Below are 14,096 nucleotides of genomic sequence, written 5' to 3' on the forward strand. Positions count from 1 at the left end.
TTCAAAATTCTAAGTTCAACTTATCATCTGAAAAGATTAAATATGTTGACAATAAGAATTTAATTATTCATAATATCTTGATTAGAGTTGAATTTTATTGATCAATCTGGATTAATATAATTACAATATTTAATAACCTGTCGATAAAAAACATATCTAATATTGTAATTTCAAAAAAAATTAGATTTACAATCTTAAATTTCGAGTCTACTTTTTTAGTGATCTCAGCAATTTGAGGGGTAATTAGTTCTACTAACTATAGATTTTTAATATTTAAAAAGCAGTTTTTAGGTTTTTATGAGATTAGGTAGATTTTTTCTAAATCTTAGTAATTACCCAATTGGTGCCTTTCAAGAGCTATGGTCACTCAGCTTCCTTTCTGAATCTCATACATTATGTCTAAGCGTTCCCTGTCAAGTCTCGGCGCTGACGACTTATGCGGCAAACGTGTGTTAGTGAGAGTTGATTTTAATGTCCCATTAGGAGATGAGGGCCAAATAACTGATGACACAAGAATTCGTGCTGCTTTGCCAACTATCAATGATCTTCTTGAGAAGAGTGCAAGAGTTATTCTTTCTGCTCATTTTGGGAGACCAAAGGGAGAGGTTAATGAAACAATGCGTCTGACTGCTGTTGCTCAAAGACTTAGTGAATTGCTTGGTAAAACAGTTGTCAAAACTGAAAGTTGTATAGGAGCAGAAGCCAAGTTAAAAGTAGATGCTATGTCTAATGGCGATGTTGTCCTTTTGGAAAATGTTCGATTTATAGCTGGTGAAGAGAAAAATGATTCAGAATTTGCCAAGGAATTAGCTTCTTTGGCAGAAGTCTATGTTAATGATGCTTTTGGAGCTGCGCACCGTGCTCATGCTTCAACGGAGGGTGTTACTAAGTACTTAAGTCCGTGCGTGGCTGGCTATTTGATGGAAAAGGAACTTAAGTACCTTCAAGGAGCTATAGATCAACCTAAAAGGCCTTTGGCTGCGATAGTAGGTGGTTCAAAAGTAAGCAGTAAGATTGGAGTTTTGGAATCTTTGATAGATAAATGCGACAAAATAATTGTCGGTGGAGGGATGATATTTACTTTTTATAAGGCTAGAGGATTATCTGTAGGTAATAGTCTTGTTGAGGAAGATAAACTTCAATTAGCAAGTGATTTAGAGAAGAAAGCTAAAGATAATGGAGTTGAATTTCTATTGCCAAGTGATGTTTTGTTGGCTGACAAATTTTCTCCTGATGCAAATAGTCAAGTTTCAAAAGTAGATGCTATTAGTGATGGTTGGATGGGATTGGATATCGGTTCAGAATCAGTTGAACTTTTTCAGAATGCGTTGAAAAGTTGTAAAACCGTTATTTGGAATGGACCTATGGGTGTCTTTGAATTTGATAAATTTGCCAATGGAACAAATGCAATAGCAAATACTTTGGCGGAATTAAGTGCAGAAGGATGCTGCACAATTATTGGAGGGGGAGATTCTGTCGCAGCAGTAGAAAAAGCAGGTTTAGCTAAAAATATGTCTCATATCTCTACTGGGGGTGGAGCTAGCCTTGAACTTTTAGAGGGAAAAGTGCTTCCCGGAGTATCTGCTCTAGATGATGCTTGAAAAGGTAAATCTAATTTTAAAAATGGTAAATAGTTGATTTTATAAACCAACTTCAATTTTTTTTGTAATTGAATAAATCCCTTTTGGATGCATAATGATTGCTGAAAAAGTTTGAAAACCAGGTTTTAAGGGTGCTTGAATATATTTAAATAATCCACCAGATTGATTAGGCTTAATGTCAAATAGATCATTAGATATATTCATTTTATCTTTGTTATTAAGGATTATTATTCCACTAGCAATGAACGAATTATCTAATGGTCTCTCAACTATTAAATTCATTTCGTATCGCTCACCAGTGAGTACTTTATCAGGAGAAATTATTTTTACAATTAGTGGAGACTTTTGACTATTTAGAACTGATTCTTCATTGATAACATGAAAAGCTTTAATTTTGTTTTTTATAGTTTCTATTTGAACAGTTTGCTTGGTATTAAGATTATAAATTTGGTCACTAATTTCTCTTGTAGATGTAATTTTTATATCTAGTAATTTTTTATTTGGATAATCACTGATTGTTTCGATAGACCATTTTGCATCTGTATATTTCTTTCTAAAATCCCGATACTGTTTATTAAATTCATTTAATGATTTCTCTAGAAATAGATCTTTAATTAAATAATTCTTTTTTTTATTTAGGATTTCTTCCAATTGGAAACTAATTAAATTATTGTCGATGCTTTTACTTAAAGCCGTATTTATTGATAGAGAATGAAGCAATAAGAAACCTATTAATTTGGCTATCAGTGAAAGTCGCACTTCTACCTTTTTTACTCAATATAACTTAGCCTAAGGATAACTTTATTGTTTTTATGCCTCGCCTTTTAATTGCAGCAAGCGGTACGGGTGGGCATATTTATCCCGCATTGTCTTTTGCAGAGTCACTTTCAAATTCTTGGGAAATTGAGTGGTTAGGAGTGCCAAATAGGCTAGAGATTGAAATAGTTCCCGAAAAATATAATTTAACAAAAATAAAAGTTGGAGGATTGCAAGGAAATATCTTTAGAAAAATGATTGATTTATGTAAGTTGTTTTTAGCTTCAATACAGGTCTCTCTTCTATTACGTCAAAAAAAAATTAACGTTGTGTTTACCACTGGTGGCTATATCTCTGCTCCTAGTATTCTCGCTGCAAAACTGACTGGCATCCCCATTCTGTTGCATGAATCAAATGCTATACCAGGAAAAGTAACTAGGTTTTTGGGGAGATTTTGTGACCATGTTGCTTTGGGAATCCCGTCAGCATCTGAGTATTTGCCAGGGTGTAGAACAAGTTTTACTGGAACACCTGTAAGGTCAGAATTTTTTTTAGATCAGTCTCTTCCCTCTTGGGTGCCGCTCGGAGAGGGGTTATTAATTGTAGTTATGGGAGGTAGTCAAGGAGCAATAAAAATGAATGAGATGGTAAGGAATATCTTACCTTGGTTGCTTGATAAGGGATGTAGAGTTATTCATCTGACCGGTAAAAACGATTATTCCTACAAAAAATTAGGTGAAGTTGAAACTCACGCTAATTTGGTTGTAAGACAATTCAGTAATGAAATATCGGCCTTGCTGCAAAATGCTGATCTTGCAATAAGTAGAGCTGGATCTGGTGCAATTTGTGAATTAATGGTAACTAAGACCCCCTCAATTTTAATACCTTTTCCAGCTTCTTCCGATCAACATCAAGAATTAAATGCTGCTCATATGGCTAGATATGGAGGGGCTGTAATAGTTAATCAACATGATCCAGAAAAAGCTAGCTTGAAAAACACCATATCTAATTTGATAGATTCTAATTCTCTAAGTGAAATGAAATCAAATATGAATAGTTATGATTGCCTCAATTCTGAAAATAAGATATTTGAGATTTTAAATTCGATTAATTAATGTACTCTTTTAAAGTATTAATAATATGAATATTTTCTTTGCGTTTTAGGAGACTTATTCTGATCCAATTTTCATTAAGAGGTTTAAATGATCTACAGTCTCTTAATAAAATGCCTCTTTTTTTTAAATTTTCAATAAGATTTAATAGAGAAGTATCACTTTTAATTAATTGAAAATTCGTAGTTGTGGGTAGAGGCTTAATAGTAGAAAACTCTGACAAGCTTTTATGTAACCATTTCCCTTCTTCTTTTACCCATTTATGGATTTTATTTAATCTTTTTTTATGCATTTTAGAATCTGTCATGATTAGATTAGTTGCATTTATTGCTAGCGTATTTACTGGCCATGGATCTCTTATCTGTTCCCACTTGAATAATCTATCTGAGTTAGTTACGGCGTATCCAATTCTTAAACCAGCAATACCTAGAAACTTAGTTAAACTTCTTATTACTATGAGGTTTTTATAGTTTTTAGTTAAATCAATGATTGATTCATTTTCACCCCCGGGTGTAAGAGAAATAAATGCTTCATCGCAAATTACGAGTTTATAATTAGTTAATAATTTTTCTATTGATGAACGACTCCATAATTGCCCAGTTGGATTGTGTGGGTTAGTAATCCATAAGACATCGGTTTTTGGTATAATAGGAAATGACTGAGGATTGTTATTAGTCCAAGATAAAGGAATAGGATTATGTATATAAGAAGCATTCCAACATTTTAAAGCTCTTTGGTAGTCTCCAAAACCAGGCGATGGTAATGAACTTATACCATTTAAACTTGCATCTTTTGCTGCCCAAGTAAATAATTCGGAAGCTCCATTACCAGGTAAAATCATTGAAGGTTCAATGTTATGCCATTTCGCAATAGAATTTTTGATTTCAAAATAACTTCTATCAGGATATGATTTGATAGATCCATTGTTTATACTATTAATGAGGTAATTATTTAACTTTTTAGGCAATTTAAAAGGGACTATTGATGCACTTGCATCGATTATTTCATCTTTATTTAGGCCTAACTTTCTTGCTTCTTTTTCAATATTACCTCCATGAATATCGAAGTCTATTTTCATTATATATTAGAAAATATTGCGATCAGTTTAAGCATAATCATAATTATTTATTAATTAATTTTTGTTTTTATTTCCATGGTTCTTCGGAGCCAATAACTTCTTTAATATTTCGGAATCCGTGCTTTTCCATTTGCATCGTTAATCCATCTAAAATTTCTGGAACTAAATTCGGCCCCTCAAATATCCAACCTGTATATACCTGAACCAGTGATGCCCCCGCTGCAATTCTTTCCCAGGCTGTTTGTGCTGAACTGATTCCACCTACACCAATAAGCGGTAAAGAATTATTGGTGCTATTCCTCAGCCTTCTTATAACTTCCAGTCCTCTTTTTTCTAAAGGGACTCCACTTAAGCCTCCACTTTCTTCCTCTAAAGTATTTCCAGTTTTGATTCTTAGGTGTTTTAAGTTAAATCTATTTAAACTTGTATTGATTGCAATTATTCCATCAATACCATTTTCAATTGCAACTCTCGCAATTTCATCAATTTCTTCATTTGACAGATCTGGAGCAATTTTTACAAGCAAAGGAGGACAATTGGATAAATCTTTTAGCGTGCGGATTAATTTTTTTATTTGTTTTGTTCCTTGTAATGAGCGAAGTCCAGGGGTATTGGGTGAACTAACATTAATAACGGCATAGTCTGATAAAGGAGCCAATAGTCTTAAAGATAAAAAATAGTCTTTATGGGCTTCATCGAGAGGTGTAATTTTTGACTTTCCTAAATTAATTCCCAGGACACATGGTCTATCTCCTGGCGCAGGGATTTTTTGTTTTTCTATAGTGCTTAGGAATTTTTCTGCGCCTTCATTATTGAATCCCATTCTATTCAGTGCAGCTTTTTCTTTTGCAATTCTGAAAAGTCTGGGTTTTGGATTACCTTTTTGGGCATGCCAAGTGATGGTTCCTAATTCGGCGAAACCAAATCCAAAATAATTCCAAAGACCAGCTCCTACACCATTTTTATCAAATCCAGCTGCAAGTCCTACAGGATTTTTAAAATGAGAGCCAAAGATATTTTGATTTAAGCTTAAATTGTTTCTTTGAAAATCACTTGATGCTTTTAAAAGGATATTAGAAATTATTGGAAAATTTCTATTTGATGACGCAAATTTAATGGCTTTAAGAGCTGAATTAGTAAGTATTTCTGCATCTATACCCTCGTCTTGAGATAGAAGCTGACCAAGCAGAATATTATAGAGGTCGTTTTTTTTATTCTTTGTCAAAATCTTTTAGTTTTATTTTTCTACCTTTAGAAAAAGCTACAGCAATTTCATCAACTCTATCATTATCTTTTTCTCCGCTATGTCCCTTGACATATTGAAGTTTGATTTTTGGCAGTTCATCGTGGTCAAGAGCTTTCCATAAATCTTGATTGAGAACTTTTTTACCGGCTGCAGTTTTCCATCCTTTCTTTTTCCAATTCGACATCCATTTTTCCATTCCGTCAATTAAATATTTGCTATCAGTTTTTATGGTTAATGAAGGGTGGAATTTTAAGTTTTTTAATTTTCTAAGAACAAATAAAGCCGCCTGTAATTCCATGCGATTATTTGTTGTCTCAGGGCTGAAACCACCAAATTCAACTTCGCTTCCATCCTCGAATCTAATTAATGCTCCCCAACCACCTGGGCCAGGATTTCCGCTACAGGCACCATCAGTTGCTGCAGTAATAGCCAATTTTTCTTTTTTAGACATAAAAAAACCGGTCTGAATAGACCGGTTTCATATAAGCAGAAAATAGGTGTTTTTCCAGTAACGATTTTATTTTAAAGTTACTTTTCCACCAACAGCTTCAATTGCTTTCTTTAAAGCTTCAGCATCTTCTTTTGATGCTCCTTCTTTGATTGTTTTTGGAGCAGCTTCGACTAGCGCTTTAGCTTCGCCAAGGCCAAGACCTGTGGCATTTCGAACTTCTTTAAGGACTTTGATTTTAGATGAAGCGTCAAAGCTTTCTAAAACTACCTCAAATTCAGTTTTTTCTTCGGCAGCATCGGCACTATCGCCACCAGCAGCAGCTCCTGGAGCTGCCATGACAACACCGGCAGATGCGGCAGCAGACACACCAAAAGCTTCTTCAATTTGCTTTACAAGCTCTGAAGCTTCAAGCAAAGATAGGCTTTTTAATGAATCTAAGATTTCATCGGTTTTTGCAGACATGGTTTAAATCAGCAACTAAGTAAAAGTAGAAAACAAATTGTTAAATAATTAAGATCAGCTCTCGCCGCTCTCAGAGTGTTGTTTTAGAGACCTTGCTAGTCCAGAAGGAACCTCATTGATGCCAATAGCTATTTTGCTTGTTATGGAATTCATTGCTCCAGCAATTTGAGCCATAAGTACTTCCTTGCTAGGAAGTTTTGCAATCGCTTTGATTTCATCTTGAGATAAGAGCTTGCCTTCGAAAAGACCTCCTTTAGTCTCAGATTTTTGAGTTTCCTTTTGAAATGCTTGTACAGCTTTAACAGCACTTCCAACATCACCTTTGATTAAAACAAAGGCGTTAGTTCCAGTAAGCAATGAATCTAAACCAGTCCAGGAATCTTTTCCTTTTATGGCTTGGCGCATCAAGGTATTTTTAGTTACCTTGCATACTCCATCGCTTTCTTGCAACCTTGAGCGCAAGTCAGACATCTCTTTTGTGGATAAGCCCTTGTAATCAAGAACCAAAGCCATTTCCGAGGTATCTAGTAGATCAACTAACTGTTCGACGATCTGTTTTTTGCTTTCCAGCGTGCGGCCCATAATAATTGGATCGAATCGGGGGAAGAACGGGACATACGGCCAAATTCCAGAATGGAATCGAGGCCGCTAATGATTCAATCCAAAAAGAAAAAAACCTTGCGTATACCTCGGCGGGTTTTATAGAAGCTTTTACACAAAATGTTTAAAAGCTTCAGACCTGCTGTCTTTGGATGGGCGCATGCCCAAGTGGTTTTACCACTTTTCTAATTTACAACAAAATGGATCATTTTTCTTTCTGCAAGTCCTGTAATTCGTTTATATCTAATTCTACTGAGGGTCCCATAGTGGATGTAATGAAGAAGCTCCTCCAAAATTTTCCCTTTGCTCCACTTGGTTTATTTTTCTCTATGGTTGTTTGCAAAATTTTAAGATTTTCAAGGAGCGCCTCTTCTGAAAAACTTGCTTTACCAAATCGAACATGAACAATTCCTGCTTTGTCAGCTCTGAATTCAAGTTTTCCTGCTTTGAATTCTTTAATAGCTCCGGCTAGATCAGTAGTAACCGTTCCTGCTTTTGGATTAGGCATAAGTCCCCTAGGCCCAAGCACTCTTCCAAGCTTGGCTACTTTAGGCATCATGTCTGGAGTTGAAATTAAAAGGTCGAAGTTCATTTCGCCTTTGTTGATTGAATCAACTAAATCTTCTTCTCCAGCAAGATCGGCGCCTGCTTTCGTCGCCTCAGACACTTTTTCACCACGCGTAACGACTGCTATTCGTACTTGTTGGCCGGTGCCATTAGGAAGGGCAACAGTCGTTCTTAGTTGTTGATCAGTATATTTCGGGTCAATACCAAGTCTTATGTGAGCTTCAATAGTCTCATCGAATTTTGCATTAGCATTTTCCTTTACTAATCTGATTGCTTCAATTGGAGAATATGAGCGCTCTTCCACTTTTGAAAGTAACGTTGTCATTCTTTTAGAAAAATTTTTCATAATTTAGTGGGGTGCATTCGACTTTTAGTCTCCCCCAGATAAGAGAAGGTCCAATAATTTTACGATTAAATCAGTCTTTTATGGAAACTCCCATATTTTTGGCTGTCCCCTCTATAACTTTCATCGCTGATTCAATGCTACTGCAATTGAGATCTGGAAGTTTTGTTTTAGCAATTTCTTCAAGCTGATTTTTACTTATTGAACCAGCATTTCCTTTGGCTGACTCTCCAGAACCTTTCGCAATGCCTGCCGCTTTAGTGATCAAAACCGAAGCAGGAGGGGTTTTTGTTATGAAAGTAAAACTTCTATCTTCAAAAACTGATATTTCTACTGGAATAACAAAGCCAGCTTTGTCTTGGGTGCGCGAATTGTATTCCTTACAAAACGCCATTATGTTTACCCCGTGTTGACCAAGCGCAGGTCCAACTGGAGGAGCGGGGTTGGCTTTGCCAGCCTGTAAGGCCAACTTGATCAGGGCTACTACTTTCTTTGCCATCGGCTGAAAATTGAACTAATGCGGAAAATCTGAAACTAATCAGATTAAATTATCTAATAAACTTAACTCCTAGACTGACCAGACAGCAAAAGGAAATTAAAAATCAATTTTGTTTGGTTATTTGAGAAAATTCAAGTTCAACTGGGGTTTCCCTACCAAAAATTGATAAAAGTGCCTTAAGTTTGTTTCTTTCTCCTGAAACTTCAATTACTTCTCCTTGGAAATCTTTAAAAGGACCAGAAGTAACAACAATTTGATCACCTTCTTCTACATCCAACTTGACAACAGTTTTCTTTTCAGCTGCTCGTTTGAAAATCCTATTCACCTCTTGCCTGCTGAGAGGTCGTGGTTTTATATGTCCGCGCGCTTTACCAGTAGCTCTTCGGTCTTCTGCACCAACAAAATTAATTACATTTGGAGTGCTTCTTACAGCCATCATTGTGTCCTCATCTAAAACCATACGAACGAGCACATATCCAGGGAAAACTTTTTCTTCTGTGGTCTGCCTACTACCGTCTTTCTTTAACTTAATTGCAGGTGTTTGAGGGATTTCTATCTCTATTATTCTGTCATTAACACCAAGAGTGATGGCTCTTTGTTCAAGTGTTGCTTTTACTTTTTTTTCGCAACTTGAAGCAACTTGAATAGCGTACCAACGTGAAATATTCGTTTTAATTGATTGGTTTGAAAAATGTGATTGATCATTCTGCATGGTTTCTGATCGATCAATTATTTCTGAATCTTCAGTAGGGGTGGTTTCAATCTCTGACACAGGAAAAATTTGTGAGTGGTTTAAAATTTAGGTTAGTCAACTTAGCGAAATATCTGAGCAGAAGCCCATCCATAAAAACGGCTGACAACAGCTATTGATACTGCTGATAGAGTGACCATTAAAATCACAGCAATAGATTCACTGAAAAGTTGTTGGCGTGATGGCCATACAACCAGTTTCATTTCATCAATTGTAGAGGATAAAAAACTTTTTTTTAAGGTTGTCTTTTCCTTTTGTGTAGGAATTACCTTTTCTTTATCCTCTTTAGAGGTTGGACTTGTCACTTTGGGAAGACTGAAAGAAGGGTGCTTTAAAAACAATGGCTATAAACCTAGACTAACTTATGTTTGATCCATTAGTTATCTATTAAAAAAAGAAGTTTTTTAGACTCATCTTCTTTAGTTTCAACTCTTATTGCTTTTGCATCTGCAAAAGCTTCTTCTAAAATTTGGGTTGCCAATGGGTTCTCTAATCTTCTCCTAATTACTCTTCTAAGCGGTCTGGCCCCGTATTCAGGTTCATAACCTTCATCAGCAAGAGTTTTTATTGTGTTTTCGTCAACATAAAGATCTAAACCCTGATGTTTGAGAAGTTTTTGTAAATCATCAAGCTGAAGTCTAACTATTTGTTCTAAATTTTCTGGTTTTAGTGGACTAAATCTTATTACCTCATCAATACGATTCAAAAACTCTGGTCGAAAACTTTTTGTGAGAGCTTCGTTAATTTGTTGATCTAATTCTTGTGCAAGAATATTTTTATTTGAATTTTCGCTTTGAACTTGAAGTGAATTCTTTAATATTGCTTTGCTAGCAAGATTACTAGTCATGACAATCACTGTATTTCGAAAATCTACTGTTCGACCTTGAGAATCTGTGAGTCTTCCATCATCTAATACCTGTAAAAGAATGTTAAACACCTCTGGATGAGCTTTTTCAATTTCATCAAGTAGCAAAACCGCATAAGGTCTCTTTCTAACTGCCTCTGTTAATTGCCCACCTTCTTCGTAACCTACGTATCCAGGAGGCGCACCTAAGAGTTTTGAAACAGCATTTCTCTCCATATATTCACTCATATCTAGTCTCACTAAAGCGTCCTCCTCATCAAATAAAGAACTAGCTAATGATTTGGCAAGCTCTGTTTTTCCAACACCCGTAGGACCCAGAAAAAGAAAGGATCCTATAGGCCTTCTTATATCCTGCATCCCAGCCCTTGCTCTTCGAATTGCTGCTGCGACTGCTTGAACAGCATTGGATTGGCCAATAACTTTTTTTTCTAAGTCTTTTTCTAAACCTAAAAGTTTTTGTCTTTCACCTGATAAAACTTTTCTTACAGGAATTCCTGTCCATCTTGAGACAACATCAGCTATATCTTCTGGGTTGACTTGGTCTGTGAGTAAGGAATTGCCATACTCATTATCCTCTTGAATAGAAACTTCTATTTCTTGTATCCTTTCTTTGCGTTGATAAAGTTGTTCATATTTAAGTCTTTCGACTTCTTCAATATCACCTGATATTTCAGCATGTCGTATTAAATTTTTTAATTCTTCAACACTTGTTTTTAGTTCTTGTAGTTCAGCTAGTTTATCAAGTTGATCTTGCCATTTTTGCTTGATCTGAACGAGCTCAATGAGTAGAAATTCTTTTTCTTCTTTAAGATTATTAATAGTCTCTAGTGTTGTCTGTTTATTTGCATTTCGGATTGATGATTCTAAATGATTGATCTCAGATTCTTTCTCTTCTATGATTTTTGGCTTTGATGAAGATTCAATTTTTACTTGAGCTGACGCCTCATCAATCAGGTCAATAGCTTTGTCAGGTAGGCATCTATCACTTATATATCTATGAGCTAAACGATTTGCCTCGATTAATGATTCATTAGTAATAGTTACTCCATGATGAGACTCATAATTTTCTTTAAGTCCTTTTAAAATTTCTAAACTTAAATCTAGACTGGGCTCTTTGATTAATACTTGTTGAAAACGTCTGTTAAGAGTTAAATCTTTTTCGATCGTACGTCTATAATTATCCGGAGTGGTTGCACCAATGCATCTTAAGTCTCCACTGGCTAACAATGGTTTTAATAGACTCCCAGCATCATTATTTGATCTGTCTTTGCTTACAATTGTATGTAATTCGTCTATGAATAGGATTACTCCTTTTTCACTATTGCTGATTTCACTTAATAATGATCTAAAGCGCTCTTCAAATTGTCCTCGAAATTTAGCTCCAGCTATTAATGCGCCGATATCAAGTGAAATTAGTCTTAAACCTTGAAGAGAATCCGGAATTTCGTTGGCTATGATTTTTTGAGCTAGTAATTCTGCAACTGCTGTTTTTCCAACACCTGGAGCACCAATTAGTACTGGATTATTTTTGCCTCTTCGAGATAAAACTTTTGTAATTGCTTTGATTTCCGACTCTCGGCCAATCACAGGATCTAACGTCCCATTTTCAGCTTCGGCTGTCAGGTCTTTGCAATATAAATCCAATGCACTTGGCGTTTCATGAAGATTTATAGGTTCTTGTTTTGATGTGATCTCTTCTTTAGTGATAGGAGTAAGTGGTTCGCGGTCAGAATTTGTTGAAGCGTTTTTGGTTGATAAAGAGGACCGTGAATCTTTTTTTGGTCTATCTTTTTTTTGTTGAGTTGTAATTCTTTTTGATTGTTTAAATGATTTAGGTGCTGGTAGTCGTCTTAATTCTGCTTCAAGAATTTCACTAGGCAGACCTGCTTGAGAAAAAAGATCCTCTCCCAAGCGATTGTCTCGACCAATTGCGATAAGGATATGAGAAATCTCTATTTGATTAGAACCCCATCGAGAGCGGAAATCATCAGCTGTTTCAAGAAGAATTTCTAGATCTTCTCCGATAAATAAGTCTGATTGGTTATTGATTGGAAGGTCAGCTAAAAAGTTTTCTAAAATTTCATTTATTTCTTCATGGTTAACAGGTAAGGAATTTGTATATTTTTGAAATTTTTTATTTCTAAAAAGTATTTGAATAAGATGTTCAACATCTAAATTCTGATGTCGCCACCTTCTTGCTGATTGTTCAGCTATTAGTAAAAGACTCCAAGCTTCATCACTAAAAGAATCTGGTTCTGTGGTTAGACTTGCATTCATTTTGGATCAATTTTGATTCAAAGTGTTCATTTGCCTTCTGAATGTTGGTGGAGACCTTTTATCGATACGTGTATTTCTTGTCAAGATGAATTTGATTGATTAGGTCTTGGAAAGCAAGCTAGATTGGCAATTCAGGAACATATAGGAATAATGTAGTTCATAAGATCTAAAAATCATCTTAAATTTGTGGCTGACTCTCTAGAACTAGTAATTGATACCATTATCGCCCGAGAAGTTTTGGATTCTCGTGGAAATCCAACGGTAGAGGCTGAAGTGCTTTTAGAAGGTGGAGCTATTGGACGTTCGATTGTTCCCAGTGGAGCGAGCACTGGAGCCCATGAGGCGCATGAATTAAGAGATGGTGGGAAACGTTATATGGGTAAGGGAGTTATAAAGGCTGTTAGTCATGTAGAGGAAACAATTGCTCCCGCTCTTTGTGGCCTTTCTGCTTTAGATCAAGCCACAGTTGATTCGGTTATGAAGCAACTCGATGATACAGAGAACAAATCAAATCTTGGTGCAAATTCAATTCTTGCTGTCAGCATGGCTACAGCGAGAGCAGCGGCTAATGGATTGGGTTTGCCTTTGTACAGGTATTTAGGTGGACCTATGTCATCATTGTTACCAGTGCCATTGATGAACGTTATTAATGGAGGAGAACATGCTGCAAATAATTTAGATTTTCAGGAATTTATGTTGGTACCACATGGTGCTGAAAGCTTCAGAGAAGCATTAAGAATGGGAGCTGAAGTTTTTCATACGCTTAAAGATTTATTGAGTCAGAAAGGTTTATCAACTGCTGTTGGTGACGAAGGAGGATTCGCTCCAAATCTTGAAAGTAATAAAGCAGCAGGAGACCTTTTAATGCAAGCAATTGAACAGGCTGGATTTAGGCCAGGGGAGCAAATCTCTTTAGCTTTGGATGTTGCAAGTACGGAGTTTTATAAGGAGGGGAAATATTTTTATGGTGGGAATTCCTATTCCAGCGAGCAAATGGTTGAGGAATTGGCTGGACTAGTTAATTCATTTCCAATCATTTCTATTGAAGATGGATTGGCTGAAGATGATTGGGATGGTTGGAGCTTGCTTACTAAAAAGCTTGGCAAAAGTGTGCAATTGGTTGGAGATGATTTATTTGTCACCAACTCACTTCGTTTACAAAGAGGCATTGATGAGAACATTGCTAATTCAATATTAATAAAGGTTAATCAAATAGGATCTCTGACTGAAACACTTGAGGCTATAGAGCTTGCCTCAAGATCGAGTTATACAACTGTAATAAGTCACAGAAGTGGAGAAACTGAAGATACAACTATTGCTGATTTATCAGTAGCAACCAAATCAGGTCAAATTAAAACAGGTTCATTGAGTCGGAGTGAAAGAGTCGCGAAATATAATCAATTGCTTCGTATTGAGGATGAGTTAGGAAGTCAAGCAACATATGCTGGACTTATCGGATTAGGACCAAGAGGAAGCTTTCAGAGTTGA

General features: G+C 35.8%; 15 protein-coding genes. 4 read left to right on the plus strand and 11 right to left on the minus strand.

Features of this window, described 5'->3' with window-relative positions; translation table 11 throughout:
- Window positions 1–395 precede the first annotated feature (395 nt).
- Window positions 396–1,601, plus strand: a complete 1,206-nt coding sequence (locus AC6EIZ_RS09290; RefSeq protein ID WP_498510707.1) for a phosphoglycerate kinase — start codon at window positions 396–398, stop codon at window positions 1,599–1,601.
- 39 nt (window positions 1,602–1,640) lie between these two features.
- Here the strand turns inward: AC6EIZ_RS09290 and AC6EIZ_RS09295 are convergent, their stop codons facing one another.
- Window positions 1,641–2,360 (minus strand): DUF8623 domain-containing protein, encoded by a 720-nt coding sequence (locus AC6EIZ_RS09295; RefSeq protein WP_498510709.1) that lies wholly within the window; start codon window positions 2,358–2,360, stop codon window positions 1,641–1,643.
- 53 nt (window positions 2,361–2,413) lie between these two features.
- Here AC6EIZ_RS09295 and murG point away from each other — a divergent pair, with 53 nt between their 5' ends.
- Window positions 2,414–3,472, plus strand: coding sequence for an undecaprenyldiphospho-muramoylpentapeptide beta-N-acetylglucosaminyltransferase (gene murG / locus AC6EIZ_RS09300; RefSeq protein WP_498510711.1), 1,059 nt, complete (start codon window positions 2,414–2,416; stop codon window positions 3,470–3,472).
- Here murG and AC6EIZ_RS09305 read toward each other — a convergent pair.
- The 5 genes from AC6EIZ_RS09305 to rplJ all read right to left on the minus strand — a co-directional run bounded on the left by AC6EIZ_RS09305 (window position 3,465) and on the right by rplJ (window position 7,288).
- Complete coding sequence (locus AC6EIZ_RS09305; RefSeq protein WP_498510713.1) at window positions 3,465–4,547, minus strand: pyridoxal phosphate-dependent aminotransferase; 1,083 nt, start codon at window positions 4,545–4,547, stop codon at window positions 3,465–3,467. The genes murG and AC6EIZ_RS09305 overlap by 8 nt on opposite strands.
- A gap of 67 nt (window positions 4,548–4,614) precedes the next feature.
- Window positions 4,615–5,772 carry a quinone-dependent dihydroorotate dehydrogenase gene (locus tag AC6EIZ_RS09310; protein WP_498510715.1) on the minus strand — a complete coding sequence of 386 codons (1,158 nt, stop codon included), beginning with the start codon at window positions 5,770–5,772 and terminating at the stop codon, window positions 4,615–4,617.
- Window positions 5,759–6,244: a ribonuclease HI gene (gene rnhA / locus AC6EIZ_RS09315; protein WP_498510717.1), complete on the minus strand. Its 486-nt coding sequence runs from the start codon at window positions 6,242–6,244 to the stop codon at window positions 5,759–5,761. The genes AC6EIZ_RS09310 and rnhA overlap by 14 nt, the downstream gene beginning before the upstream one ends.
- 66 nt (window positions 6,245–6,310) lie before the next feature.
- Entirely contained in the window at window positions 6,311–6,706 is a 396-nt protein-coding gene (gene rplL, locus AC6EIZ_RS09320; RefSeq protein WP_498510719.1) for a 50S ribosomal protein L7/L12, read from the minus strand.
- A gap of 54 nt (window positions 6,707–6,760) precedes the next feature.
- On the minus strand, window positions 6,761–7,288 hold the full coding sequence (gene rplJ, locus AC6EIZ_RS09325) for a 50S ribosomal protein L10 (RefSeq protein ID WP_498510721.1): 528 nt from the start codon (window positions 7,286–7,288) through the stop codon (window positions 6,761–6,763).
- 5 nt (window positions 7,289–7,293) lie between these two features.
- Between rplJ and AC6EIZ_RS09330 the strand changes: the two genes are divergently transcribed.
- Window positions 7,294–7,434, plus strand: coding sequence for a hypothetical protein (locus AC6EIZ_RS09330; protein WP_498510722.1), 141 nt, complete (start codon window positions 7,294–7,296; stop codon window positions 7,432–7,434).
- 77 nt (window positions 7,435–7,511) lie between these two features.
- Here the strand turns inward: AC6EIZ_RS09330 and rplA are convergent, their stop codons facing one another.
- From rplA to AC6EIZ_RS09355, 5 genes are all read right to left on the minus strand, one after another.
- On the minus strand, window positions 7,512–8,219 hold the full coding sequence (gene rplA, locus AC6EIZ_RS09335; RefSeq protein ID WP_498510724.1) for a 50S ribosomal protein L1: 708 nt from the start codon (window positions 8,217–8,219) through the stop codon (window positions 7,512–7,514).
- A 70-nt stretch (window positions 8,220–8,289) separates the two neighbouring features.
- Window positions 8,290–8,715, minus strand: coding sequence for a 50S ribosomal protein L11 (rplK, locus tag AC6EIZ_RS09340; RefSeq protein ID WP_498510725.1), 426 nt, complete (start codon window positions 8,713–8,715; stop codon window positions 8,290–8,292).
- A gap of 103 nt (window positions 8,716–8,818) precedes the next feature.
- Window positions 8,819–9,427 carry a transcription termination/antitermination protein NusG gene (gene nusG / locus AC6EIZ_RS09345; protein ID WP_498513254.1) on the minus strand — a complete coding sequence of 203 codons (609 nt, stop codon included), beginning with the start codon at window positions 9,425–9,427 and terminating at the stop codon, window positions 8,819–8,821.
- Window positions 9,428–9,528: 101 nt separating this feature from the next.
- The gene (gene secE, locus AC6EIZ_RS09350) at window positions 9,529–9,771 is read right to left on the minus strand and encodes a preprotein translocase subunit SecE (RefSeq protein WP_498510726.1); all 243 of its coding nucleotides are present in this window, start codon (window positions 9,769–9,771) and stop codon (window positions 9,529–9,531) included.
- Between the two features lie 71 nt (window positions 9,772–9,842).
- On the minus strand, window positions 9,843–12,608 hold the full coding sequence (locus tag AC6EIZ_RS09355; RefSeq protein ID WP_498510727.1) for an ATP-dependent Clp protease ATP-binding subunit: 2,766 nt from the start codon (window positions 12,606–12,608) through the stop codon (window positions 9,843–9,845).
- Window positions 12,609–12,794: 186 nt separating this feature from the next.
- Between AC6EIZ_RS09355 and eno the strand changes: the two genes are divergently transcribed.
- Window positions 12,795–14,096 carry a phosphopyruvate hydratase gene (eno, locus tag AC6EIZ_RS09360; protein ID WP_498510729.1) on the plus strand — a complete coding sequence of 434 codons (1,302 nt, stop codon included), beginning with the start codon at window positions 12,795–12,797 and terminating at the stop codon, window positions 14,094–14,096.

This window comes from Prochlorococcus sp. G4PB16, assembly GCF_059772465.1.

What these genes read in the sequence shown, in the direction of transcription:
- rplK (WP_498510725.1), bottom strand. Translation starts at nt 8,715, where the DNA reads ATGGCAAAGAAAGTAGTAGCCCTGATCAAGTTGGCCTTACAGGCTGGC.
- rplL (WP_498510719.1), bottom strand. Translation starts at nt 6,706, where the DNA reads ATGTCTGCAAAAACCGATGAAATCTTAGATTCATTAAAAAGCCTATCT.
- nusG (WP_498513254.1), bottom strand. Translation starts at nt 9,427, where the DNA reads ATGCAGAATGATCAATCACATTTTTCAAACCAATCAATTAAAACGAAT.
- AC6EIZ_RS09305 (WP_498510713.1), bottom strand. Translation starts at nt 4,547, where the DNA reads ATGAAAATAGACTTCGATATTCATGGAGGTAATATTGAAAAAGAAGCA.
- murG (WP_498510711.1), top strand. Translation starts at nt 2,414, where the DNA reads ATGCCTCGCCTTTTAATTGCAGCAAGCGGTACGGGTGGGCATATTTAT.
- rnhA (WP_498510717.1), bottom strand. Translation starts at nt 6,244, where the DNA reads ATGTCTAAAAAAGAAAAATTGGCTATTACTGCAGCAACTGATGGTGCC.
- rplA (WP_498510724.1), bottom strand. Translation starts at nt 8,219, where the DNA reads ATGAAAAATTTTTCTAAAAGAATGACAACGTTACTTTCAAAAGTGGAA.
- AC6EIZ_RS09290 (WP_498510707.1), top strand. Translation starts at nt 396, where the DNA reads ATGTCTAAGCGTTCCCTGTCAAGTCTCGGCGCTGACGACTTATGCGGC.
- AC6EIZ_RS09355 (WP_498510727.1), bottom strand. Translation starts at nt 12,608, where the DNA reads ATGAATGCAAGTCTAACCACAGAACCAGATTCTTTTAGTGATGAAGCT.
- rplJ (WP_498510721.1), bottom strand. Translation starts at nt 7,288, where the DNA reads ATGGGCCGCACGCTGGAAAGCAAAAAACAGATCGTCGAACAGTTAGTT.